Origin of the sequence: Sphingopyxis sp. TUF1 (assembly GCF_036687315.1) — a bacterium.
Lineage (GTDB): Bacteria > Pseudomonadota > Alphaproteobacteria > Sphingomonadales > Sphingomonadaceae > Sphingopyxis > Sphingopyxis kveilinensis.
In genome coordinates, this window is record NZ_CP144683.1 from 2,990,006 (window position 1) to 3,015,625 (window position 25,620).

A 25,620-nucleotide genomic window follows, 5' to 3' on the forward strand; every position below is an offset into this window, starting at 1 on the left:
CAGATGTTCGGCCCTTGGTAAGGGGTCGCGCGACTTGCCGCAAGGTGTGACAGGGCGTGCCAGACAAAAGGGGAAAGCGATGCGTTTCATCCGCAAGGCGATGATCGGGCTCGCGGCATTGGCCGCGCTGCCATTGGCCGCACAGGGGCCAGTGCCTGCGCCAGCCGTGAAGAAGGCCGAAACGATGGCGCCGAAGGGTATGGTCTCGGCGCCTGTCGCGCTCGATTCAAAAGATCTCGAGGCGTGGATGGACGGCTATCTGCCATATGCGCTCGAGCGGGGACGCATTCCCGGCGCGGTTGTGGTTGTGGTTCGCGGCGACGAGGTTTTGCTTCAAAAGGGCTATGGGTTCGCCGACGTCGCGAAGCGAGCGCCGGTGCTTCCCGAAACCACGCTTTTTCGACCCGGATCGGTGTCGAAGCTGGTCACCTGGACGGCCGTGATGCAGCAGGTGGAGGCCGGCAAGATCGATCTGGACAAGGATGTTAACGCCTACCTCGATTTCAAGATTCCTCCCTTTGACGGCAAACCGATCACGATGCGCCAGATCATGACGCATACCGCTGGTTTCGAGGAATCGGTGCGCTACCTCATCAGCAGCGATCCCAAGGCGGTTAAAACGCTCAAAGAGCTGATGCCGCTTGCGCTGCCCAAACGCGTGTTCGCGCCCGGCACGACGCCCGCCTATTCCAATTATGCGACAGCGCTCGCCGGTTACATCGTCGAGCGTGTCAGCGGTCAGAATTTCGACGATTATGTCGAAACCCGGATCTTCAAGCCGCTCGGCATGACGCATTCGACCTTCCGCCAGCCGCTGCCCGCGCGTCTCGCACCGTATATGGCAAAGGGCTATTCCGACGTTACGGGCAAGGCGGAGCCCTTCGAAATGGTCATTCCCGGCCCCGCGGGCAGCCTGTCAGCGAGCGGTGCCGACATGGCGAAGTTTATGATTGCGCACCTGAATGGCGGCGGCGGAATTTTGAAGCCTGAAACCGTCGCGCAGATGCACAATTTCAAGGCTCCCGGCGTCGGTCCGCTCAACAGCATGGCGCTGGGCTTCTACGAGCAACAGGTCAACGGGCGCCGCGCGATCGCGCATGGCGGCGATACCGTCTGGTTCCACTCCTATCTGTGGCTGTTTCCCGATAGCGACATCGGCATTTTCCTGTCGATGAACGCGCAGGGCAAGGATGGCGCCACGGGCGCGGTGCGCAGCGCGCTCTTCCACAAATTCGCCGACCGCTATCTTCCCGGCGAAGAAAAGCCGGGGCAGGTCGATGCCGCGACCGCCCGCGAACATGCGCAGATGATGGTCGGCAATTATGTCAGCAGCCGCGGTTCCTTCACTAATTTCCTGAGCCTGCTGGGCCTGCTCGGACAAGCGACAATCTCGCTGACCGAAGACGGCAAGCTCAGCTTTCCCGCGCTCGATGGCCTTGGCGCCGGTGCACGCGACTGGGTCGAGGTCGAACCCTTCGTCTGGCGCGACACGGGCACCGGCGAGCGCCTTGCCGCCGAGGTTAAGGATGGCCGCGTCGTGCGCATGAGCGTCGATGCCGGATCCCCGTTCATGGTGTTCGAACCGGCGCCTGCCGGCGTCAACGCCGCCTGGCTCAATCCCGCATTGATTTTCGCCTTCGGCATCATCCTGCTCGCCGCGCTTGCCTGGCCGGTGCGCGCACTGGTGCGACGCAACTTCAAGGCGGATTTCGCGCTCACAAGCAAATCGCTCCGCGCCTATCGCTTGTCGCGTGTCTTCGCGTGGCTCGCACTCGGGGCGCTGGCGGGGTGGATCGGGCTGATCGCGGCCTTTTCGGCCGACATCGGCAGCATCGGCGGGCCGCTCGACTGGTTGATCCACCTGCTGCGCATCCTCACCCCGCTTGCCGCTTTCGGCTTGCTCGTGACCGCAGCATGGCACCTGTGGCTTTGCATCAAGGACAAGCGGCGCTGGACGATGAAGCTCGGCGCGGTGCTGCTGATCCTCGCCGCCGCGGTGCTTGTGTGGGTCACGCTCACCTTCCATCTCTATGGCTTCGGGATGGTCTATTGATGGCGACGCAGCGAACGCAGGGATTGACGCTCGACCTTCGGGTCGAGCGTTTTCCCTATCACCAGCCGTTCCGCATTTCGGGGCATGTCTTTACCGAAACCGCGCTGCTCGTCGCCGAACTCTCCGATGGCGAGCATGTCGGGCGCGGCGAGGGGGCGGGGGTCTATTATCTCGGCGACGACATCGACCATATGCTTGGCCAGGCGGCCCGCGTGCAGGGTGCGATCGAGCGCGGCGCGACGCGCGAGGATTTGCAGCAATTGCTGCCGCCCGGTGGCGCACGCAACGCGCTCGACTGCGCCTTTTGGGATCTAGAAGCCAAGCAGACGGGGCGGCCTGTGTGGCAGCTTGCCGGACTGGACGCGCCAAAGGCGCTGCGCTCAACGCTGACGCTCGGCGCCGATAAGCCCGAACGGATGGCGGCGGCCGCACAGGCGATTGACGCGGAGGCGCCGGTCAAGGTCAAGCTTACCGGCGACCTGGCCGACGATGTCGCGCGCATCGAGGCGATCCGCGCGGCGCGGCCCGGCGCCTGGATCGGCGTCGACGCCAATCAGGGCTATGATGTCGGAACGCTGCGCGACCTGCTGCCCGTGCTCCTCGCGGCCAGGGTCGCGCAGCTCGAACAGCCGCTGAAACGCGGGTGCGAGGCCGATCTCGATGAGTTGAAGCGTCCGTTGCCCTTCGTCGCTGACGAAAGCGCGCTGTCGCTCTCCGACACCGCTTCGCTCGTCGGGCGCTTCGACGTGGTGAATATCAAGCTCGATAAATGCGGTGGGCTGACCGAGGGGCTGGCGATCGCGCGGCAGGCGAAGACGCTGGGCCTCGACGTCATGGTCGGCAACATGATGGGGACCAGCCTGTCGATGGCGCCATCCTATCTGGTCGGGCAGCTGTGCGACATTGTCGATCTCGACGGACCGACCTTCCTCGCGCGCGATCGTGTGCCCGGTGTCAAGTATCGCGATGGGATGATCCATTGCCCGGCGGAAATATGGGGGTCATGACAATTGATGTCCTAAATAGGTTGACAATTTTCTAATTAGGACAATAATCGCCAAATTGACGATGTGTGGCGCGCGCTGTGACATTTCCCTTTTGTCGCATCCTCGGCCAAAAATGGGGGACCCATCATGAAGCAAACTTTTTTGGTCGCCGGCAGCTTGATCGCTTTAGCCGTCAGCATGCCCGGCTATGCGCAAGAAGGCGACGAACGTGAAATTGTCGTCACGGCGCAAAAGCGCGAGCAGGCGCTGATCGACGTTCCGCAATCGGTGTCGGTGGTGAGCGGCGCGACGCTGGAAAAGCAGCAGGCCGTCACCTTTCAGGACTTCGCAAAGCTTATCCCGGGTCTGCAGCTTGAACAAAGCAATCCGGGCGAGGGGCGCCTGGTGCTGCGCGGCGTGAACACAGGCGGGGTTGCCTCGACGGTATCCACCTATATCGACGAGACGCCTTTCGGTTCGTCGAGCGGCCAGAACAATGGTGCGATTCTTGCGGGGGAGTTCGACACCTTTGATGTCGACCGGGTAGAGGTTCTGCGCGGACCGCAGGGCACGCTGTATGGCGCGAGCTCGCTGGGGGGCGTGCTCAAATTCGTCACCAACCGTCCCGACCCCGAGGCGTTTGAGGCGCGTGTGCGCGGGACCGCCGAAACCACCGACGGCGGCGACATGTCCTATATGGGGCAGGCGCTGATCAACCTTCCGCTCTCTGACAAGGCGGCTCTGCGCGCGTCGGGTTTTTACCGTTCCTATGGCGGTTATATCGACTCGGTGGGCACGGCGGGGTCCGACGCCGACAAGAACATCAACGATTCGAAGAGCTATGGCGGCCGCATCTCCGTATTGTTCGCGCCCACCGAAAATCTGTCGATACGGCTGACGGCGCTGCTTCAGGATTTCGACAGTGATGGCGGCAGCACCGTCGAAGTCGATCCTTCGACGCTGAAACCGCTCTACGGCGGCCTGACCAAGTCGCAATATGTCCCCGAGTTCACGAAGGTGAGGTATCGTCTTTATAACGGTTCGCTCGACTGGGATTTCGGATTTGCCGAACTGCTGTCCTCGACAAGTTATGCTATCCAGGACGTCACCCTGCGCGATGATTTGACCACGCCTTATGGCGCGGCGCTTGGGCTGCCGAGCGACATTGGTCTGGCGCAAATGACCAACCTGACCAAATGGACCCAGGAAGTGCGTCTCCAGTCGCCGGTTGATGATAGCTTCGAATGGCTTGTCGGCGGATATTACACGCACGAGAAGGGCGGGATTTTCCAGCGGATCGACCTGTTCGAACCGGGCACGCTTACGATCGACCCGCTGCTGCCCGATATCGCCGATATCTTCACGACATCGACCTATGAGGAATATGCCGCGTTCGGCAACGCGACGGTCCATCTTGGCCCGCGTTTCGACGTCACGCTGGGCGGCCGCTACAGCCACAACAAACAGTTCGTCGACCAGGGCGGCACCGGGCTGCTGGCGCCGCCGTCGCTCGAATCCACCTCGTCGGAGGACGTGTTTACCTGGTCAGGATCGGCAAAATACAAGGTGTCGAGCAATGTGGCGCTCTACGCGCGGGTCGCCAAGGGCTTCCGGCCGGGCGGCCCCAACCTGTTGCCGCCCAATGTGCCGGCCGGCACGCCCCAGACATACAGTTCGGATTCGCTGATCAGCTATGAAGCCGGCATCAAGGCCGAAACCGCCGATCGCAGTTTTTCGATCGACGCCGCGGCCTTCCATATCGACTGGACCGACATCCAGCTTTTTACAGTGATCAACAATTTCGGCCTCAACGCGAACGGCGGCAAGGCAAAGAGCGACGGGTTTGAATTCACCGCGACGCTTCGGCCGACGCGCGGGTTCGTCCTCTCGCTGAACGGAGCCTATACCAATGCGCGGCTCAAGACCGACACCGATCCTAATGTGGGCGGCCTTGCTGGAGACTCGCTGCCGTTCACGCCAAAATATAACCTCAACGCGAACATCGACTATAGCTGGAGCCTTGGCGGCAACAGCGAGGCGTTCGTCGGTGCTTCGCTGCGGTCGCTTTCGAAGCAACGCGCGAATTTCGACGCCGGCTTCGGGGCGCTCTATGGCCTCGATCGTCCGGTCGTCCCAGCCTATGAGGTAATCGACCTGCGCGCCGGCGTCGATTTCGGCCGCTACTCGGTCGAATTCTTTGCGAAGAATCTGGGTAACAGCCGCGGCATCACCGATGTGGGGACGGGCGGCGGCTTGCCGGTCGCACCGAACGGCGCCATCACCACGGGCATCGTTCGGCCGCGTACCTTTGGCGTCACTCTGGGGGCCGGATTCTAGGCATGTCCATTCCGAAAATCGAACTGCCGATGCCCGCTGCGCCGGGAGATAGCCTGACTCTGCCGCAACCCTATCTGCTCTTCCTCGGCAACACGACGGAGGCGGGCTATGCCAAGACCGCCTTCGGTCTTGCCGACTGGGCGGCCGACCGCTGCGTCGGCGAGCTGGGGATCGCCGGCTGCACGGTCAGCGCGGGCCTGCCGCAGTTGTCGCCCGCGGAAGCGCGCGCGGCGGGTGCCCGCTCGCTGGTGATTGGCGTCGCCAACCAGGGCGGCGTTATCAGCGAGAGCTGGGTCGCGGCGCTGGTAGAGGCGATGGAAGCGGGGCTGGACATCATCAGCGGACTGCACACGCGGCTGACGAGTGTACCCGCGCTGGCTGTGGCGTCGCGGCGCAGCGGGCAGCGGTTGATCGATGTGCGCACCCCGCCGCCGGCGATCCCGGTCGGCAACGGACGCAAGCGCAGCGGCAAACGATTGCTGACCGTCGGCACCGACTGCGCGCTCGGCAAAAAATATACCGCGCTGGCGTTGCACCGGGCATTCGTCGCGCGTGGGATCGACGCCGATTTCCGCGCGACGGGGCAGACGGGGATCATGATCGCGGGCGGGGGCATCCCGATGGATGCGGTCGTGTCGGACTTCGAAGCCGGCGCGGCGGAGATTTTGAGCCCTGACGCGCCTGCCGATCATTGGGACCTGATTGAGGGGCAGGGGTCGATCTTCAACCCCGCCTATGCCGCGGTGTCGCTTGGCCTGCTCCACGGCAGCCAGCCCGACGTCTTCGTCGTTTGCCACGATCCCACGCGCAAGGTCATCCTCGGCATGGAAAGCTTTGCGCTGCCCAGCATAGAGGAAGTGATCGACCTGACGATCCGGCTGGGCAGTCGGACCAATCCGGCGATCCGCTGCGGCGGGATCAGCCTCAATACGTCAAGCATGGGGGTGGGTGAGGCCGAAGCGCTGATCGGCGCCGAGAGCCGACGATTGGGCCTGCCCGTTGCCGATCCGATCCGTGGCGGCGGGGCCTTCGACGCGCTCGTCGAAAATTGTCTCGCATGAGTGAGGGCGAGACTGGTGGCAGGTCGAGCTGGTTCCAGCGCTTCCTGCTGCCCGGTTTCGCGCTGAAAGCCGTCATCATCGGCGGCGGCTATGCCACCGGGCGCGAACTCGCCGAATATTTCGTGCCCTCGGGGCCATGGGGCGGGCTCGCCGCAATGCTGCTCGCGACCCTGATATGGAGCGGCGTCGCGGCGTTGACGTTCGCGCTCGCGCGGCGGATGCATGCTTATGATTATCGCAGCTTTTTCGAAGGGCTGCTAGGCCCGGCGTGGATCGCGTTCGAGATGGCCTATCTGATTTTCGTCGTCCTTATCCTCGCTGTCTTCGGCGCCGCCGCGGGCGCAATCGGCGCCGCGACCTTTGGTTGGCCCGAACTCGCGGGATCGGTGCTGCTCGCGGTCAGCATCGTTGCTTTCACCGCTTTCGGCACCGCGATCGTCGAGACATTGTTCAAATATGCCTCGATGCTGATCTATGCGGTCTATGCGATCTTCATCGTCTTTGCGCTGGCGAGCTTTGGCGATATGATCGGCAATGGCTTTGCAAACGCGCCGCCACCCTCGGGAAATTGGGTGGCGGGCGGCATCACCTATGCCAGCTACAATATCGTCGGCGCTGCGATCATCTTGCCCGTGCTCCGCCATTTGACCAGCCAGCGTGACGCGGTCGTCGCCGGGCTGATCGCCGGGCCGCTGTCAATGCTCCCCGCGATTCTCTTTTTCGTCGCGATGATGGCCTTTTACCCCGCAATCGGTGCCGAAACACTGCCATCGGATTTCCTGCTGCGCCAGATGGCGGTGCCGGGCTTTCACATCCTCTTCCAGCTGATGATCTTTGCCGCGCTCCTCGAAAGCGGCGTTGGCGCGATCCACGCGATCAACGAGCGCGTGTCGGGCGTCGTCGAGGCGCGCGGCCGCCCACCGCTCGGAACCGGCATCCGCGCGGCGATCGGTTCGCTCATCCTCGTCGGTTGCATGTTTGTCGCCGCTCGCGTCGGGCTCGTCGATCTGATCGCGAGCGGCTACCGCTTTCTCGCCTGGCTGTTCGTGATCGTCTTCGTCCTGCCGCTTGTCACCATCGGCACCTGGCGCCTGCTGCGTCCCGAACCCGCTCCCCTTATGGAGGCCTTGCCATGAAACGCCTGCTCGCCCTTTCGCTCCTGCTCTCGGTCGCGATGCCGGCATGGGCTGAACCGCCCGCCGACATCGCCGAAAGCGTCGAGGCGCTGCGCCAGAAAATTGGCGCAGCGGGCGTGTCGATCGCGATCGTCGAGGATGGTCGGACGACGCTGTCGCGCGGCTGGGGCGTGCGCAAGCTGGGCGAAGCGGCGCCCGTCGATGGCGAGACGATTTTTCAGACCGGATCGACCGGCAAAGCGATGACCGCCGCGGCGGTCGCTGTGCTCGTCGATGAAGGCAAGATCGGCTGGGATGATCCGGTCATCCACCATATGCCCTGGTTCCGCATGTACGACCCGTGGGTCACGCGCGAGATCACGATCCGCGACCTGCTCGTCCACAGGAGCGGGCTGGGGCTGGGGCAGGGCGACCTTATGTTCGTCCCGCGCACGCATCTGACGCGCAAGCAGACGGTCGAGCGGGTCGCTTACCTCAAACCCAGGACGAGTTTCCGCTCGGCCTATGCGTACGACAATATTCTCTACGCTGTCGCCGGTCAGCTGATCGAAGAAGTCACCGGGCAGACGTGGGAGGATTTCATCCGCGCGCGCGTGCTGCGCCCCGGCGGGATGAAACATGCCACAAGCGACAGCGAAGAACGCTTCCGCACCCCCAACCGTAGCTGGCCGCACGCGCGCCTCTCCGGCCCATTGCGCGGCATCGGCCCGCAGCAGGCGCTCAATGAGCGCGACGAGCTGGGCCGCAACGGCGCGCCCGCGGGTGGGCTCGCGCTCAGCGCCGACGATATGGCGGCATGGCTCCGGATTCAGCTCGCCCACGGCGCGCTGCCTGATGGCAAGCGGCTGTTCAGCGAAAAGCAGGCTATGGAGATGTGGGCGCCGGTGACGCCGATGCCGATCACGCCTTTGCCTGATACGCTGAAGCCCGCGCAACCGACACAACAGGCTTACGCGCTCGGCTGGCAGGTCCAGGATTATCGCGGCCACCGCATCATCCAGCACGGCGGCGGCGTATTCGGGTCGATCACGCGCGTCGTGCTGATCCCCGACAAAAATATCGGTTTCGCGATCATGATGAACAGCGAGGATAGCGGGATGCTGCTCGGCCTCACCTATGATCTGCTCGACCATTATCTGGATCAACCCGACCATGGCTGGATCGAAAAATGGGAGGACTGGTATCAGGCTCGTCTCGCGGGGGGCGTCGAGTTCCTGAAACAGTCGAAGGCGTCGCCAGCGCGGAGCGGTCCCTCGCTCGCGCTGGCGCGCTATGCCGGGCGCTATCGCGATCCCTGGTACGGTGATGTCGTGATCGGCGCGGATAAGAAAGGGCTGACGATCGATTTCACCTCGACGCCGCGGATGGCGGGGCGGCTCGATCACTGGCAATATGACAGCTTCGTCACGCGCTTCGACGATCCGGCGATTGAACCCGCCTATGTGACCTTTGCGCTCGACGCCGATGGCAAGATAACCGGCGTTACCATGAAGGCGGTGAGCAAGATTGCCGACTTCAGCTGGGATTATCACGATCTCGACCTGAAGCCCGTGGAGGACAAGAATTGAAGCAACTCGCTATCCTGCTGGTCGCGACCTCGCTCGCGGCCTGTTCGGCCGGCAGCGACGAGCCGAAGGTTGCCCAAGCCCCGCTGCACAGCCGAATGCTGGTGCTCGACACGCATCTCGACACGCCGCTCCATTTCGAGCGCGCTGGATGGAGCTTCGCCGACCGCCACACCCTCGCCGATGATATGGTCCAGCTCGACATTCCGCGGATGAAGGACGGCCATCTCGATGGCGGTTTCTTTGTCATTTACACCGAGCAGGGGCCGCTGACCCCCAAGGGCTATGCCGACGCGCTCGCCTTTGCGCGGAAACGGTCGGACCTGATTGACCGCACGCTCGCCAAATATCCCGACGCGATCGCCCCCGCGCGCACCGCCGCCGATGCCGGGCGGCTGACGCGTGAGGGCAAGCTGATCGTCTTCAAGTCGATGGAGAACAGCTATCCGCTCGGCGAAGATCTGACACTGCTCGAGGAATTCTATGCCAAGGGCTTGCGAATGGCAGGGCCGGTGCATTCACGCACCAACCAGTTCGCCGACAGCGCGACGGGCGAGGCGCGCTGGAAGGGGCTGAGCCCGCTCGGCAAACAATGGGTGGCCGAAATGAACCGGCTCGGCATCGTCATCGACGCCAGCCATTCGTCCGATGCGGCGTTCGACCAGATGCTCGCGCTGTCGAAATATCCGATCATCCTCTCGCACTCCAGCCTGCGTTCCGCCTACGACCACCCGCGCAACCTCGACGAAGCGCGGCTGAAGGCGCTCGCGGCGAAGGGCGGGGCAATGTGTATTTCGACGATCTTCATGTCCGAAATGAACATGACCCCCGCGCGCGGCGAACTGTTCGGCCAATATGAGCGGATCGGCACGATGCCCCCTGCCGAGCAGGCCGAGCTCAACCGCAAATGGCGCGAACTCGACAAGACCGAAGCCCTATGGGCCGCCGATTTCGAGGATTATATGAAGATGGTGCTGCGCGCGATCGAGGTCGCGGGCCCCGATCATATCTGCTTCGGTGCCGACTGGGACGGCGGCGGCGGCCTGAAGGGCATCGAGGACATCACGGCACTGCCCAACGTCACCGCGCGGCTGAAGGAAGCGGGCTATTCGGATGCCGACATCGAAAAGATGTGGAGCGGCAATGTCCTGCGCATTCTGAACGCGCAGAACGGCTAGCCCGTGACGGATTGGTCGACGAAACATTTCCCCCGAGAAGGCAGCGGACATAAGATATTTGCCTAGGCTGTATTGGGGCTGTAATACGGCCCGGTAGATGACCTGGTTCCGTAAACCCGAAGGCACCGACCCGACGCTGGCGATGACGCCCGGGGGACCGTTCGCCGAAGCTCTTCCGCCGCTGCCGACCGCGCCGGTTGCCGAATCGCGGCGGCACAGGTGGATGCGCCGCATCGCGCGCGGCTTTGCGGTTCTCTGTGTGATCCTTATTCTGCTTATCGGGTGGCTCGCGCTGACTGCGCCGCTTTCGAAATCGCTCGAACCGATCGCACCGCCGCAGATAACATTGCTCGCGTCCGACGGCACGCCGATCGCGCGGTCGGGCGCTATCGTCGATCGGCCCGTCAAGACGCGCGACCTGCCCGAGCATGTCACCGGCGCTTTTCTGGCGATTGAGGACCGGCGCTTCTATTCGCACTGGGGCATCGATCCGCGCAGCATCGCGCGTGCCGTGTGGAGCAATATAACCGGCGGCCCGACGCAGGGCGGCAGTACGATAACCCAGCAGCTTGCCAAATTCACCTTCCTGACGCCCAAACGCACGCTGGGCCGCAAGGCGCGCGAGGCGCTGATCGCCTTCTGGCTGGAGGCGTGGCTGACCAAGGACGAGATCCTCGAGCGCTATCTGTCGAACGCCTATTTCGGCGACAACACCTATGGGCTGCGCGCCGCGGCGCTGCATTATTTCTATCGCCAGCCCGAAAATCTGACCCCGGCGCAGGCCGCGATGCTCGCGGGGCTGGTGCAGGCGCCATCACGGCTTGCTCCGACGCGCAATCCTGATCTGGCTGAAAAGCGGATGAAGCTGGTGCTGGACGCGATGGTCGCGACAGGGCAGATGACCGAGCAGCAAGCGCGCGCAATCCGCACGCCGCGCATTGACGTACGCACGCGCAATACATTGCCGACGGGCACCTATTTCGCCGACTGGGCCTTGCCCGAAGCGCGCAAATTGAGCGACGTCGGCTATTCGCGGCAGACGATCGCGACGACGCTCGATGCGCGGCTTCAGTCGATCGCGCGGCGCGTCACGAGCCGGGCGGGGTTGGGCAAGGCGCAGGTCGCGCTCGTTGCGATGCGCCCCAATGGCGAAGTCGTTGCGATGATCGGCGGCAAGGATTACGCTGCCTCACCCTTTAACCGCGCGACGCAGGCGCGGCGCCAGCCCGGATCGACCTTCAAGCTGTTCGTCTATCTCGCCGCGCTGCGAGACGGATGGGAGCCCGACGACATGATCGACAATCGCGCGATCGAAACCGGCTCCTACCGCCCCAAAAATGCGGGCGGCACCTATTCGCGGGAGATCAGCCTGGAAGATGCGTTCGCGTCATCGAGCAATGTGGCCGCGGTGCGGCTGCTCGGCGAGGTGGGCGATGACAAGGTGATCGGCACGGCGCGCGACCTGGGCGTCACCGCGCCACTGGCAAGGGGCGACCCCAGCCTCGCGCTCGGCACGTCGAGCATGACCTTGCTGGAGCTTACCGCCGCTTATGCCGCCGTCGCGGCGAACAGCTATCCGGTCAAAGCCCATGCGTTCAAGGCGGAGGAAAAGGGTTGGATCGAGAATCTCGTCTGGGGACCATCGCGTTTCCGATCGCGCGTGCATGAGGATATGGAAAAAATGCTGCGTGCCGCGGTCAACCGCGGAACCGGCCGCGCCGCACGGCTGCCGCAGCCCAATTTCGGCAAGACAGGCACCAGCCAGGACAATCGCGACGCGTTGTTTGTCGGCTATGCCAACGGCCTAGTCGTCGGCATCTGGATCGGCAACGACGACAACAGCCCGCTTCAGGGGATTTCGGGCGGCGGCCTGCCCGCGCGCATGTGGCGCGATTTCATGACGCAGGCGTCGGGCCAGAAAGCCGCGCCGCGGCCGCGCCCCGTCGATCCGACCGGTCCCGTCGAGCCGCAGGATACGCCGGTCATTCCTGACGTCGGCAATATCCCCATTGGCGATCGGACACGCGTCGGCATCGAAGACGGCGATGCTGTGATCTCGACCGAGGTGGGCGGCAGCCGGATCGACCTGCGCCTGCCGATTGATCAGCGTCCGCCCGAACCCGCCGTGCCCGACGCGGCGCCGCCGCCCGGAAATTAGCCGGCTTTGTCGGGCAGGATGTCGAAAGCGGTCTCCGCCATCATATGACCGTTGACGACCAGTTCGACCCGGTGCTGCCCGGGATGATGACGGCGCGTGGTGAAGTCGCAGATCGTCTGTGAAATCGCCAAGTCGGCGGTGTCATGTCCCGCCAGCGTAAAGCTCTTGAACTTGAATACTTTGGGCGCACTCTTGCCGCTTGGACGCGTGTAATGGATGCGGTAATCGACCACCAACGGCTGATCGTCCGGTGACTCCGACACCAGTTCGGCGGTGATCACAATCCGTTCGCCCAGGTGGATGGTGGCCGGTTCGACGGCAAAGCGGCCCACCGTCACCGCGGCCCCGTGACCGACGCCGATCAGTGCGAGCGCGGCCGGGTCGCCCTGTTTGATCAGCGTGCGCAGCGCGTGGCGGATGATCCACGCGGTGCGTTCGTCCTCTTGCGGCCAACCGGCAAGCCTGTCGAGCAGCCAGTCGGGCCGGTCCTTGGCAATGTCGTTGAGATGGTTCGCGACCGACTTGCGCACATAGAGGGCGGGATCGGCCTTCAGAGCCTCAAGGATCGGCGCCGCGCGGGTCGGGTCGACCTTCAGTGCTGGCACTCGCGCGGCCCACGGCAGGCGCGGCCGCGCGCCTTCGCTTGCAAGGCGGCGGACATGTTCGTCGTCGTTCGTGGTCCATCCTTCCATGATGCCGAGCGCGCGGTCAGCGTCGGCAGCCAGGAACGGACGGATCGCAAACTCGGCCGAACCGAAGCGGGTCAGATCGGCAAGCGCGGCCATCGAGTGGTCGAAATCGTCGAGACCATGGCGTGCAACCACTTCGGTGATCGCAATCGCCTGAAAGCCGTGCGTCAGTCGCGGTGCCATCGCGCGCAGCGTATCGAGCGTAGCGCCATAGTCATCGGGCAGTGTGCTGTGCAGCGCATCGGCGATATGGCGAACGCGCTCCATGATCGACAGCGCATCGAGCCCGTCCGACGCCGCCTGCACGAACGTCGGCCGGTCGAAGCGGGGCGATGCGGTGGCCGCGGCGTCCGCGATCGTCGCGATCGCTTGCGGGCCGAGCAGGTTTTTGAGCAGCAGCGTTTCGCCGCTCATCGCGGCTGGCCTCCCGCGCGTTCGACGAGGCCGCCGCCCAGCGCGACATAGAGCGTGACCAGATTGTCGACCTGCGCACGGCGGAGTTCGATCAGCGTCTGTTCGGATGCGAACAGATTGCGTTCGGCATCGAGCACTTCGAGATAGGTCGAAACGCCCTCGCGATACCGCTTGCGCGCAAGATCGGCGATCTGCCGTGTCGCAAGCGTGCCGCGTTCCTGCGCCTCGACTTGTTCGGCCAGGTAGCGACGGCCGGCGAGCGCGTCGGCAACCTCGCGGAACGCGCCCTGCACCGTGCGCTCATAGGTGGCGACCGCGATGTCCTCGCGGGCCTCCGCAACGGTCAGATTGCCCTTGTTGCGCCCGAAATCGAAGATTGGCAGGCTGATCGACGGGCCAAAGCTCCATGTCATGGCATCGTCGCTGAACAGATTGTCGAGCGCGCCCGACGCAAAGCCGAAGCTGCCGGTGAGCGAGATCGACGGGAAAAAGGCAGCGCGCGCCGCGCCGATGTTGGCGCGTGCGGCGCGCAGCCGTTCTTCGGCCGCAACGATGTCGGGGCGTGCGACGAGCAGGTCGGAAGGCAATCCTGCGGTGAGCGTCGGCGACCCGGCCTGCGCGACGAGCGGGAGCGGTGCAGGCAGGGGATCGACCACGGGGCCGCCGGTGAGCACGGCGAGGAAATTATCGGCCTGTGCCTTGCCCAGTTTCAGACTCGCAAGCTGCGTCTCCGCCTGCGTCAGCAGCGTTTCGGACTGGCGATAGTCGAGCGCGGACGTGACGCCGGCATCAAGGCGGCGCTTGGCGATGCGCAGCCCTTCCTTGCGGCTCGTAACCGTGGCCTCGGCGAGCTCAATCTGCTCCTCGGCGCCGCGCGAGGCGAAATAGGTCGAGGCAACGTCGCGTACGAGCGCGAGGCGAAAGGCGCGCTCGGCGGCTTCGGTCGCGAGATACTGGCTGCGCGCCGCTTCGGAGAGATTCTTGACGCGCCCCCAGAAATCGAGCTCGAAGGAGGTGACGCCGACGCCGACCGAATAACGGTTCGTCGTGTCGGTCCCCACGCCGGTCAGCGCCGGGCCGCGCGTCCGCGTTGCATCGGCGCTGGCGCCGACGGTCGGCAGGCGGTCAGCGGCCTGGATCCGATAAAGCCCGCGCGCTTCCTCGATCTGCGCGACCGCGACGGCAAGGTCGCGATTACGCGCAACAGCCTGTGCGATCAGCGCCTCCAGCCGCGGATCGGCAAAGAAATCGCGCCATGCAATGTCGGTCGCGCGCTGCCCCGGCATCGTCTCTCCTGCGAACTCGGCCGGATAGTCGTCGGCGGTGGCAAGTGGCGGCCGCTCATGCGGAGGCGCCATATTGACGCATCCCGCGAGGGTGGTCGCCGCAAGCAGCGCGATCAACTTACGCATGGCCGGGTTCCTCATGATGACCCTTTTCGGCGGGTGCAGGGGGCCGCTTGCGGCTGAGCCACTTGCGCACCGACAGGTAAAAGAGCGGGATGAAGAAGATGCCCAGCAATGTGGCTGCGATCATCCCGCCCATCACCCCCGATCCGACCGCAATGCGGCTCGCCGCGCCCGCACCGGTCGCGATGACCAGCGGCACCATGCCGAGAATGAAGGCGAGGCTGGTCATGATGATCGGCCTGAGGCGCAGCTTCACCGCCTCCATCACCGCGTCGAGCGTCGATTTGCCCTCGGCCTCCTGCTCGATCGCAAATTCGACGATCAGGATCGCATTTTTGGCGGCAAGGCCGATGATCGTAATCAAGCCGACGTTAAAATAAATGTCCGCCGATAGTCCGCGAAACATCGAAAAAAGCACCGCGCCGAGTACGCCGAGCGGCACGACGAGCAGCACCGCGACCGGCACCGACCAGCTTTCGTAAAGCGCTGCGAGCAGCAGAAAGACGACCACCAGCGACAGACCCAGCAACATACCGATCTGCCCCGCCGATTGCTTTTCCTCGTAGGAAATGCCGGTCCATTCGAAGGAGAATCCGGACGGCAATTGCTCTGCAAGCCGTTCCATTTCGGCCATCGCTTCGCCGGTCGATTGGCCCGGCGCGGGTTCGCCCGAAATCGTCATCGCGGGATAGCCGTTGTATCGCTGGAGCTGCGGCGGTTCGGCCGACCATTCGGCCTTGCTGAACGATCCGAAGGGCACCATGTCGCCCGTCGCGCTGCGGACGCGCAGGTCAAGCACGTCCTGCGGCGTCATGCGGTTCGCGGCGTCGGCCTGCAGCAGCACACGCAGCACGCGGCCCTCGCGCGTAAAGTCGTTGGCATAAGCGCTGCCGAAACTGATCGCGAGCGTTGCATTGACCTCGCCGATCGACAAGCCTAGCGCGCGCGCCTGAATCCGGTCGATGTCGAGCTTCAGCACCGGCGCGTCCTCTTGTCCTTCGGGGCGGACGTTGGCGAGCAGCTTGCTCTGCATCGCGCCGCCGAGCATCTGGTTGCGCGCCGCGACCAGCGCCTCGCGCCCGTTCGCGCCGCGATCCTGAAGCTTGAAAGTGAAGCCGCTCGACGTGCCGAGCTCGGGGATCGAGGGTGGGCTCAGCGAAAAGGCAAACGCTTCCTTGATCCCCATCAGCGTGCCCATTGCCTTGCCGGCGATCGCGTCGGCGCTGTCGCCCTCGCCCGTGCGCTCGTCCCAGGGTTTGAGCGGGGTGAACATGATCGCGTTGGCTTGGCCTTGGCCGAAAAAGCTGAAACCGTTGACGAGCACGATATTTGCCACCTGCGGCTGTTCATCGAAGAAGGCTTTGACCTGCTTCGTCGCCTCGGTGGTGCGCTGCGCTGTGGCGCCGGGCGGCGCCTGGATCACGGTGATCAGATAGCCCTGATCCTCTTGCGGCAGGAAGGATCCGGGCAGGCGCGAGAAAAGGAGCGCGGTTATCGCGACCATCGCGACGAATACGCCGAGCCAGCGCAGCGGCGCGGCGAGCATCCTGCCCACGCCGCCCTGATAACGATCGGTCGTGCGCCCGAACCAGCCGTTGAAGCGCTCGAAGAATCGGTCGAAAAAGACGCCGACCGGTCCCGTGCGTTTTGTTTGGTCGTGCGGCTTCAACAGGGTCGCGCACAGCGCGGGCGTCAGCGTGAGCGCGAGCAGGGCCGAGAAAGCGATCGAAATCGCCAGCGTCATCGAGAACTGGCGATAGATCCCACCGGTTGAGCCGGGGAAAAAAGCCATGGGAATGAACACCGCGATCAGCACCAGCGTGATGCCGATGATTGCGCTGGTGATCTGTCCCATCGCTTTCACCGTCGCTTCATAGGGCGGCAGATGCTCTTCGTTCATGATGCGCTCGACATTCTCGATCACGACGATCGCATCGTCGACGAGGATGCCGATCGCCAGCACCATGCCGAACAAGGTCAGCACGTTGATCGAGAATCCGAACAGCCAGAGGCCAAGGCACGCACCCGCGAGGGCGATGGGAACGACGATCGTGGGGATAACGGTCGCGCGCCAGTTCTGGAGGAACAGGAACATGACGAGGAAGACGAGGATCATTGCCTCGACCAGCGTCTTCACCACCTCTTCGATCGACAGTTCGACAAAGGGCGTCGTGTCATAGGGGATCGACCAGGTGACGTCGGGTGGGAAACCCTTGGCCAGCTCGTCCATCTGCGCCCGCACGCCCGCCGCGGTCGACAGCGCATTGGCGCCGGGGGTTAGCTGGACGGCGAGACCCGCCATCGGCTTGCCGTTGAGTTCGGATGAGAAAAGATAGCTTGCGGCGCCCAGCTCGACGCGGCCGACGTCGGCCAAGGTCACTGCCGACCCGTCGGGGTTAGCGCGCAGAATGATACTCTCGAACTGTTCGGGCTTGGTGAAGCGCCCCTGCGTCGTGATGACGGCATTGAGCTCGGCGCCCTTGGCGATCGGCTGATCGCCGAGCTGGCCGCCCGGGGTCTGGCTGTTCTGTTCCTGCACCGCGCCCAAAGCCTCGGCGGCGGAGAGATTGTAGGAAGCGAGCTTTTGCGGATCGAGCCAGATGCGCATCGCATATTCGGGGGCGAAGGCCTGCACGTTGCCGACGCCGTTCACGCGGCGCAGTTCGTCGAGCACGCGCGTGTTGGCGAAATTGTTGACCTCCATCGGGTCGGTGTTGCCGCTTTTCGAGGTGATCGCGACGATCAGCAAGAAGCCCGAATTGGCTTCGGTTACCGAAATGCCCTGACGTCGCACATCTTCGGGCAGGCGTTGTTCGACGCGGCGCAGGCGGTTCTGGACCTCCATCTGCGCGTTATCGATGTCGGTCCCGGCTTCGAAAGTCAGCGTGATCGATGCAATGCCGTTCGATTCGCTGGTCGAGGCCATGTAGAGGAAACCCTCGACCCCGTTCAGTTCCTGCTCAATGACCTGCGTGACATTTTGTTCAAGCGTGCTCGCGTCGGCACCGGGATAGGTAACGCCGATCGTCAGCGACGGCGGGGCGACCGACGGATATTGCTCCACGGGCAGCCCGCGCAGTGCGATAATCCCGGCGAGCAGGATACCGATGGCGATGACCCAGGAGAAGATGGGCCGGTCGATGAAAAAACGGGGGGTCATGCCGGATCAGTGCTTCGCAGGCGGCGTCGAAGCCGTTCCCTTGGGCGGCGCGACGCGCACCGGCTGGCCCGGCTGGACCTTTTGCAGCCCGTCGACGATCACCCGGTCGCCCGGCTTCAATCCGTCGAGCACTGCCCATTGGCCCGCGACCATCGCGCCGAGCTTGATCGGCCGCGGGGTGGCGACATTCTTGGCATCGAGCACCATCACGCTGGCATCGTCGCCGCTCAGCTTGACCGCGCGCTGCGGGATGAGCATCCCGTCGGCGCGATTGCCGGCAAAAATGCGCGCGCGCACGAACTGGCCGGGGAGCAGTGCGGCGTTGGGGTTGGGGAATTCGGCGCGCAGCGCGGCGGTTCCGGTGGCTTCATCGATCGACAGGTCGAGGAAATCGAGGTGGCCGACGACCGGATAGGCGCTGCCATCCTCGAGAATCAACTGCACTTCGACGCGCTCGAGCTGCTGTGCGCTGATACGGCCCGACCCCATGTCGCGGCGCGTCGCAAGCAGGTCCGAACTCGACTGGCCGAAATTGACATAAACGCGGTCGATCTGTTCGATCGTCGTCAGCAGCGTGCCCTGCGCCGCGCTGACGAGCGCGCCTTCGGTCACCTCGGCGCGGCGCGCGCGGCCCGAAATCGGCGCCGTCACCGACGCATAACCGAGATTGAGCCGCGCCGATTCGAGATTGGCCTGCGCCGCTTGCACATCGGCCTCGGCGGTGCGCTGCGCGGCAACGGCGGCGTCATATTCCTGCTTGCCGATCGCCTGGTCGGCGAGCAGCGGCTGGTAACGTGCAACGACCTGCCGCGCGTTCGCCGCGGTCGCCTGCGCGCGCGCGAGCTGCGCGCGGGCGGCATTGGCATTTGCAGTCAGCTGACGCGGATCGATGCGGAAAAGCGCGGTGCCGGCGCGCACAAAACTGCCCTCGTTGAACAAGCGGCGTTCGACGATGCCATCGACGCGCGCGCGCACCTCCGACGTCCGATACGCCTGAACCCGGCCCGGCAGTTCGATGACGTTGGGTACGGCCTGCGACCGGACAGTCACGATATTCACCTCGGGCGGCGGCGGCGCAGGTGGTGCTTCGGACGAACAGGCGGCCAGCAACAGGGCCAATGCGGCGCCGACGGCGCAGCCGGGAGGAGAGACGCGACTCATATGGACCCCTGAAAAATCGCTGTTGTGCGGGACTTTCTTATAGGCGAAAGCTTGCGCGGGTGCGCCGTGTAATTTAGGTTACAAAAAAGCGCAAGGGAAGGGGAATCAAAAATTGACCGGGTCGGAAACGACTTTATCTCAGATAGATACAGCATCGCCACGCGAACGGCGACACGGCGCGATTCTCGATGCGGCAGAAGCGCTGTTTATCGAGCAGGGTTATGACCGCACAAGTCTTGCCGACATTGTCCGGCGATCGGGGGGATCGCTTGCGACGCTTTATGATCTTTTTGGCAACAAGCAGGGGCTGCTTCGCGCCATGGCGACGCGATGGTCAGGCGAAACGGCATTTCGCCCGCTGGACCCCGCGGCGACGTCAGCGATGTCCAACGTCGATATCCTCAAATGCTACGCCTACCGGCAAAGCGACGCGATGCAGTCGCCGCGCGCGATCGCGCTGATGCGGATGCTGGTGTCCGAAAGCGTGCGCGATCGCGAGTTTGCTGTCCGCATCTATCGTGACCTGCATTTGCCCGCGATCGACGAGCTCGTCGAGCTGTTCAGCGACTGGGTCGCCAAAGGCGAGGCCAAGATCGACGATCCAGAAGCCGCGGCGAAGTTGTTCCTGAACATCGTCTTCGGCGATTCGATGCTCAACGCGCTTGCCGGTATCGAGGAAGACTGGCTCGGCAGGGACCAAATCGACTGGCGGCTTCAGCCCTTCATTTCGCATTTTCGCATCGCGGCGGACCCGGTCTGATCAGATCGGCCCCGATCGTTCCTGCCGACTATGCCGCCGGATCAATGCCAAGCAGTTCGACGGTAAACAGCAGGGTCGCGCCGCCGGGGATCGGCCCCTTGCCTTCGGCGCCATAGCCAAGCTGCCAGGGTATCGCGAGCTCGACCTTATCGCCGACACCCATCAGCGCGACACCTTCCTGCCATCCCTTGATGACACGGTTGAGCGGAAAGCTGGTCGGCTCGCCGCGACGGATGGAGCTGTCGAACTCGCGCCCGTCGGCAAAGGTGCCGACGTAATGGACGGTGACACGATCGGTTGGCCCGGGACGTGCGCCCGTGCCGTCGCCAGCGACGCGGCGCCAGCGCAGTCCGCTCGGCGTCACCCGCCAACCATCGGCGCTTTGACGTTCGGCAAGCGCTGCCATTTGCTTGTTGAGCCACGCTGTTCCGTGAATGAGCGACGTGTCGGCGGGCTGCGCTGACGCCGCGGTAGCTATACCGAGCGCAATTGCCGCGGCGAACAGGTAGTCGGCTTTTGACATGTGATACGTCTCCCTCGATCGACGTCGCATAAACTCATCGGGTGCCGGATGCGCAACGCGTTTTGCGTCACCAAAATCCGGGGCGAGTCGTCCTGCATGTGCGATGAGCGGCTTTTGAGCAGGCATCGAATGGCGCTTGTGTCAGTTTGTCAAAGATTAGCCCGTCCACCCAAGGGAGATTTTTATGAGCATGTTCAAAAAGGCGGCGATTTCGCTGGCGGCGCTTTCAGTAATTGCGGCTCCCGTGGCTGCTTCGGCAGCGAGCGGCGTTCGCGCCGAATCGGCGACGTCCGGCGCTAGCGAGCTCGAAGGTAATTCAAGCTGGATTATCGGTCTGCTCGGTCTGCTCGCAGGTATCACTGCGATGGTTCTTATCGCCGATGACGATGATGATGCGCCGGTAAGCCCGTAACCGATCGTCGCCATCCCATATTCGAAGGCCGATCGCGATGTCGTGGTCGGCCGTTTCGCTTTCGCCGGAGTGAACAGCCGCTCCTTCTTGCGACGTTTTGCGACAATTTTCTGATCGTCCGGCACGCGGATGGGACAAATGGGGCTTAAAACTACCTTCATCGAACGCGGGGCACTCCCCGCCGCTTCGCTCGAAGGAGTTTGACACGTGAATAAAAAAATCAGTCTTTTAACGCTGGGCGCCGCGCTGCTTGCCGTGCCCGTTCTCGCCGCCCCCGGCGATCCGCGGGGCGATGCCGATGGCAATGGCACGCTGACGCGCGCCGAGGCCCAGGCCCATGCGACGCAGATGTTCGCGCGAATGGACGCGAACCAGGACGGTAAGCTCGATGCTGCAGACCGTACCGCCAAGCGCGCCGAGATGCAGGCCAAGATGTTCGAGCGCTTCGACGCCGACAAAGACGGCAATATCAGTCGCGCCGAATGGGATCAGCATAGCGCAGATCGCGCCGCGAAGCGTGCTGAGCGCGGCGAAAAGCGCGCTGAGTCCGGCGAGGGCCGTCAAGGCAAGCGCCATGCGATGCGCGGTCAATACGGCAAGCGCGGCGGCCATCACGCGATGATGGGCAAGGCCGACACCGACGGCGACAAGGCGATCAGCCAGGCCGAGTTCCAGACCGCTGCGCTGGCGCGCTTCGACGCCGCCGACGCGAACAAGGACGGGCAGGTGACGGCCGACGAGCGCGCAGCGCAGCGCAACGCCTGGCGCGCCAAGCGCGCGGCCCCTGCGGCTTCCGCCGGCGAATAAACCATTTGGCAGCGTCGGGCGGCGGCGCAGTGTTTTCTTCCCCCTCCCGGCATTGCCTTTGCCGCCACGCCCTGCCAGCTATCGCCCACCGGTCCTTCGCGGCCGGTGGGCGAACCAGTTTTCGACGGACGGATGACAAGTGATGACCGATAGCGACCTGCCGCGGATCCTGCTGATCGACGACGAACCGTCGATCCGCGAGCCGCTCAGCGAATATCTGACCGCGCAGGGGTTTTCGGTTACCGATGTCGCGAGCGCCGCCGAGGCGCGATCGGTGCTGCGCGCCAAATCGGTCGATCTGGTCGTCAGCGACATCATGATGCCCGGCGAGGACGGCCTTTCGCTTACGCGTCACCTGCGCGAGACGAGCAGTATCCCCGTGATCCTGCTGACGGCGCGCGCCGAAGATACCGAACGCATCATCGGGCTGGAGATCGGCGCCGACGATTATGTCGTCAAACCGTTTAATCCACGCGAACTGGTCGCGCGCATCCGCACCGTGCTGCGCCGTACGCAGCAGGGCGGGCGCGCACTCGACACCGGCGGCACCTGTTATGCCTTCGGCGACTGGGTTCTGCGCGAGGTCGAGCGCGTTCTGGTCGACAGCGACGGGACCGAAGTCGCGCTGTCGTCGGGCGAATATCACCTGCTCCACGCACTGCTCCGCCACCCGCGACAGGTGATGAGCCGCGACCGGCTGCTCGACCTGGTGCGCGGGCGCGAAGCCGACATCTTTGACCGCGCGATCGACAATCTGGTTAGCCGCCTGCGCAAGAAGATCGAGGTCGATCCGGCGCATCCGCAAATCGTCAAGACGGTGTGGGGGGGTGGCTATACGCTCGCATGCGAAGTCAAACGCCTGGACCCCTCGACATGAAGCTCCGCCTCTGGCCCCGCAGCCTTATCGGGCAATTGGTATTCGCGGTCGCGGTGATGCTGTTCGTTGCGCAGGCCGTCAATTTCGCTCTGCTCGCGCGCGGGCAGAAACAGCAGGCGCTGGCGCATGGCGGCGGCATGGCGGTCGCGCGGATCATCGACGCGATCGACCGCCAGGGGCGCGGACGTAGCGAGACATTATCCGACCGCGCCGACGATCCGCGCCGCGGTCGCATCCCGAAGCTATGGGTCGGAGACACCGTGCCGCCCGTTCCCGAACGGGCGGTTGCGATGCCGGAACTGGCGGACTATGTGCAAAGCCTGCTTGTCGAAGCGGAGATTCGAACACAGGGCGTGACGGCCTGGGCCCTGCCGCAACGACCCCGCCTGGGCCGCACGCGGCTGCCCGGACGCACGGTGCTGGTCGTCGCCGAAGTCGATGGACGCTTTTACGGGGTGCGGAGCCGGGTCGCATCGAGCGGCGGCCGGTTGCAGGGTTTTCTGGTCTGGCAGACGCTCTCGCTCTATCTGTTGCTGCTCATCCCGATCATGGTGATCGCGTGGCGCGTCGCGGCGCCGCTCCGCGACCTGACGCGCGCGGCGCGCGCCAACCCGGCGCAGCGAGAAACCGTGCCGCTTGAAGCGGCCGGGCCGTCGGACGTGCGCGACCTGATCGCCGCCTTTAACGCCTATCGTGAGCGGATCACGGCGATGCTGTCGGACAAGGACCGGATGCTCGGCGCGGTGGGCCATGACCTTCGCACCCCGCTTGCCAGCCTGCGCGTGCGCGTCGAGCAGGTCGACGATGACCGGTTGCGCGAAAAGATGATCGCCAGCATCGACGAGATGACTGCGATGCTGACCGACATATTGGCGCTGGCGCGGTCGGGCGCCGGAACCGAAGCGGCCGAGGCGGTTTCGCTACGCCAGCTGGTGGGCGAACTGGCTGCCGATTATCGCGAGAGCGGCAAGGATGTCGCGGCGGGACCGCTTGTCGAGGCGGTGGTGCGGGCGAGACCGATGCTGCTGAAACGCGCGATCCGCAACCTCGTCGACAATGCCGTGTCCTATGGAACGCGCGCGCGGCTGTCGGTGGCGGTCGAGGGCGGTGAGGCGCGGATCATCGTGTCGGACGATGGTCCCGGCCTGACCGACGAGCAGATCCGCACACTGGTGGAACCCTTTGCGCGCGGCGAGCAGTCGCGCAACCGCGCGACCGGCGGTGCGGGGCTGGGCCTGTCGATCGCACGCGAGATCGCCGAGGGCGAGGGCGGCACGCTGACGCTTGCCAATCGCGCGGGCGGCGGGCTCGATGCGGTGATCGCGTTGCCGGTTCGAGTATAGCAGTCTTCGGTCATGCCGGCCGTTCCAAAGTTCAGGAAAAGTCAGCCTTACGCGGCGGCCAGTTTGGCGCAGAGGCCGCGAAATCGCTTCAACGGTCAGTAAAGGTCAGCCTTACGCGGCCGCCGATTTGCGCCCTGGTGCCTCCACACATCCCCAACCCTGGCAGCGACATTTTTGTCTATTTATTGAAAGAGCCGAGATGGAGGCTGGCACAGCCGGGCCATGTAGGACAGCATTTTTTGCAGCGGATTTCTGGCTTACGGTGGAAAGCGGACACTAGGCTCAGCAGTCGCCTCCGGCATCGACGACCGTTCCGTTGATATGCCTTCCCGCACCTCGTCTATACGTCACCATTAACCATTTTTGCTTAGCCGAGAAACAATGAACTAGTAATGAAAACGGGCTTCTCTACGAGGGCGGTCTTTCATAGGGATTGTGCATGCATATAGTTTTCACGATTGCCGGACTTGGCGCCGGCGGGGCCGAACGTGTCCTACAGTTGATTACGGCGGACTGGGTACTTGATCGTCAAATCACGATAGTGTCTTTCGATGCACCAACTGATCCAATTTTTCATCCCTTTGATTCGAGTGTAAATTTTGTCCGACTAAATATCCCGGCGGCTAAGGCAGGATTGCTCAGCCAGGTTTTCACAACACTTCGACGTATCATAGCACTTCGTCGAACGGTCAAAAAACTAGATCCAGATGTGGTGATTTCTTTTCTGACTAAAATAAATGTCATATCTCTTATTGCGTGTCTTGGTACCAAATATCGCGTGATAATTTCGGAACGAAATAATCCGAAAATGCAGAAGGCTCATGGAAGTTGGAATTTTCTTCTCTCGTGTCTTCAATGGCGCGCCTCAGCGATAGTGATGCAAACCCGACGTAGTTTGGAAGTTCTTTCGGGCAAGACGCGTGAACGTGCGTGCGTCATCGGAAATCCGGTTGAGCGGCTGGCAAGGCCTCTCGCGAAGCGCGGCCCGCCGGTTCTAGTCGCTGTAGGCAGGCTCACGCCGCAGAAAGGTTTTGACCTATTGATTGAAGCCTTTGCGGCGATCGCGCCCTTGCATCCCGATTGGACATTGCGCATTTGGGGCGAGGGCGAGTTGCGGCAGCAGCTACAGCTTCAAATTCAACGCCTTGGTCTTTCGGACAGAATTGAATTGCCGGGGAAGAGTAAAGACCCGGCAGCATGGATTGCGGGCGCCGATGCGTTCGTGTTCCCTTCACGTTACGAAGGTTTCGGGAACGCCCTTGCCGAAGCTGCAGGGGCTGGCCTTGCCGTCGTGTCGTTTGATTGTCCGTTCGGGCCTTCTGATATTATCGACCATGACCGAACGGGTCTTCTCGTTCCGGCTGGGAATGTGGAGGCGTTATCATCGGCGCTCGACCGCGTGATGGCGGATGAAGACTTGCGCAGAAATCTGGGTGCAGCCGCGCGCGCCGACATTCAGCGGTTTGCGCCCGATAAAATTATTGCGAAATGGGACGCCTTGTTGGACCGAGTGCTCGAGGACTCTTCTGGCGCTAGGTGAACCGCACTTGGGAAAAAAGACACCCGGTTTCAGCGAAATATGATGCAGTGC

The 25,620-nt window shown here is 63.7% G+C and carries 19 protein-coding genes; 14 read left to right on the forward strand and 5 right to left on the reverse strand.

What is annotated here, in order from left to right; all coding sequences use genetic code 11:
- Positions 1-79 precede the first annotated feature (79 nt).
- The 8 genes from VSX77_RS14070 (at position 80) to VSX77_RS14105 (ending at position 12,474) form a co-directional block, all read left to right on the forward strand.
- Positions 80-2,053: a serine hydrolase gene (locus tag VSX77_RS14070; protein ID WP_338425231.1), complete on the forward strand. Its 1,974-nt coding sequence runs from the start codon at positions 80-82 to the stop codon at positions 2,051-2,053.
- Positions 2,053-3,060 carry a dipeptide epimerase gene (locus tag VSX77_RS14075; RefSeq protein ID WP_338425232.1) on the forward strand — a complete coding sequence of 336 codons (1,008 nt, stop codon included), beginning with the start codon at positions 2,053-2,055 and terminating at the stop codon, positions 3,058-3,060. The genes VSX77_RS14070 and VSX77_RS14075 overlap by 1 nt, the downstream gene beginning before the upstream one ends.
- Before the next feature lie 126 nt (positions 3,061-3,186).
- Positions 3,187-5,376 carry a TonB-dependent receptor gene (locus VSX77_RS14080; RefSeq protein WP_338425233.1) on the forward strand — a complete coding sequence of 730 codons (2,190 nt, stop codon included), beginning with the start codon at positions 3,187-3,189 and terminating at the stop codon, positions 5,374-5,376.
- 2 nt (positions 5,377-5,378) lie between these two features.
- A complete protein-coding gene (locus tag VSX77_RS14085) occupies positions 5,379-6,437 on the forward strand; it encodes a DUF1611 domain-containing protein (protein WP_338425234.1) in 1,059 nt (352 codons plus the stop codon).
- Positions 6,434-7,573, forward strand: a complete 1,140-nt coding sequence (locus VSX77_RS14090; protein WP_338425235.1) for a hypothetical protein — start codon at positions 6,434-6,436, stop codon at positions 7,571-7,573. The genes VSX77_RS14085 and VSX77_RS14090 overlap by 4 nt, the downstream gene beginning before the upstream one ends.
- The gene (locus VSX77_RS14095; protein ID WP_338425236.1) at positions 7,570-9,141 is read left to right on the forward strand and encodes a serine hydrolase; all 1,572 of its coding nucleotides are present in this window, start codon (positions 7,570-7,572) and stop codon (positions 9,139-9,141) included. Before VSX77_RS14090 ends, VSX77_RS14095 begins: the two co-directional genes overlap by 4 nt.
- Positions 9,138-10,316 (forward strand): dipeptidase, encoded by a 1,179-nt coding sequence (locus tag VSX77_RS14100; protein ID WP_338425237.1) that lies wholly within the window; start codon positions 9,138-9,140, stop codon positions 10,314-10,316. The genes VSX77_RS14095 and VSX77_RS14100 overlap by 4 nt, the downstream gene beginning before the upstream one ends.
- 97 nt (positions 10,317-10,413) lie before the next feature.
- Entirely contained in the window at positions 10,414-12,474 is a 2,061-nt protein-coding gene (locus VSX77_RS14105) for a transglycosylase domain-containing protein (protein WP_338425238.1), read from the forward strand.
- Here VSX77_RS14105 and VSX77_RS14110 read toward each other — a convergent pair.
- The 4 genes from VSX77_RS14110 to VSX77_RS14125 are packed head-to-tail and all read right to left on the reverse strand — an operon-like array spanning position 12,471 to position 19,307.
- Complete coding sequence (locus VSX77_RS14110; RefSeq protein WP_338425239.1) at positions 12,471-13,577, reverse strand: DNA alkylation repair protein; 1,107 nt, start codon at positions 13,575-13,577, stop codon at positions 12,471-12,473. The genes VSX77_RS14105 and VSX77_RS14110 overlap by 4 nt on opposite strands.
- Entirely contained in the window at positions 13,574-14,989 is a 1,416-nt protein-coding gene (locus tag VSX77_RS14115) for an efflux transporter outer membrane subunit (protein WP_338425240.1), read from the reverse strand. The genes VSX77_RS14110 and VSX77_RS14115 overlap by 4 nt, the downstream gene beginning before the upstream one ends.
- On the reverse strand, positions 14,982-18,146 hold the full coding sequence (locus VSX77_RS14120; protein ID WP_338425241.1) for an efflux RND transporter permease subunit: 3,165 nt from the start codon (positions 18,144-18,146) through the stop codon (positions 14,982-14,984). Before VSX77_RS14120 ends, VSX77_RS14115 begins: the two co-directional genes overlap by 8 nt.
- 6 nt (positions 18,147-18,152) lie before the next feature.
- Positions 18,153-19,307 carry an efflux RND transporter periplasmic adaptor subunit gene (locus VSX77_RS14125; protein WP_338425242.1) on the reverse strand — a complete coding sequence of 385 codons (1,155 nt, stop codon included), beginning with the start codon at positions 19,305-19,307 and terminating at the stop codon, positions 18,153-18,155.
- Between the two features lie 112 nt (positions 19,308-19,419).
- Between VSX77_RS14125 and VSX77_RS14130 the strand changes: the two genes are divergently transcribed.
- Entirely contained in the window at positions 19,420-20,067 is a 648-nt protein-coding gene (locus tag VSX77_RS14130; RefSeq protein WP_338425243.1) for a TetR/AcrR family transcriptional regulator, read from the forward strand.
- A 28-nt stretch (positions 20,068-20,095) separates the two neighbouring features.
- Here VSX77_RS14130 and VSX77_RS14135 read toward each other — a convergent pair whose 3' ends face one another.
- Complete coding sequence (locus VSX77_RS14135; RefSeq protein WP_338425244.1) at positions 20,096-20,590, reverse strand: FKBP-type peptidyl-prolyl cis-trans isomerase; 495 nt, start codon at positions 20,588-20,590, stop codon at positions 20,096-20,098.
- A gap of 190 nt (positions 20,591-20,780) precedes the next feature.
- Here VSX77_RS14135 and VSX77_RS14140 point away from each other — a divergent pair, with 190 nt between their 5' ends.
- The 5 genes from VSX77_RS14140 (at position 20,781) to VSX77_RS14160 (ending at position 25,569) form a co-directional block, all read left to right on the forward strand.
- Positions 20,781-21,002, forward strand: coding sequence for a hypothetical protein (locus VSX77_RS14140; RefSeq protein ID WP_338425245.1), 222 nt, complete (start codon positions 20,781-20,783; stop codon positions 21,000-21,002).
- 207 nt (positions 21,003-21,209) lie between these two features.
- Entirely contained in the window at positions 21,210-21,809 is a 600-nt protein-coding gene (locus VSX77_RS14145; protein ID WP_338425246.1) for an EF-hand domain-containing protein, read from the forward strand.
- Positions 21,810-21,951: 142 nt separating this feature from the next.
- Positions 21,952-22,686: a response regulator gene (locus VSX77_RS14150; protein ID WP_338425247.1), complete on the forward strand. Its 735-nt coding sequence runs from the start codon at positions 21,952-21,954 to the stop codon at positions 22,684-22,686.
- A complete protein-coding gene (locus tag VSX77_RS14155) occupies positions 22,683-24,029 on the forward strand; it encodes a sensor histidine kinase (protein ID WP_338425248.1) in 1,347 nt (448 codons plus the stop codon). Before VSX77_RS14150 ends, VSX77_RS14155 begins: the two co-directional genes overlap by 4 nt.
- Positions 24,030-24,468: 439 nt before the next feature.
- Entirely contained in the window at positions 24,469-25,569 is a 1,101-nt protein-coding gene (locus VSX77_RS14160) for a glycosyltransferase family 4 protein (RefSeq protein ID WP_338425249.1), read from the forward strand.
- Positions 25,570-25,620 lie beyond the last annotated feature (51 nt).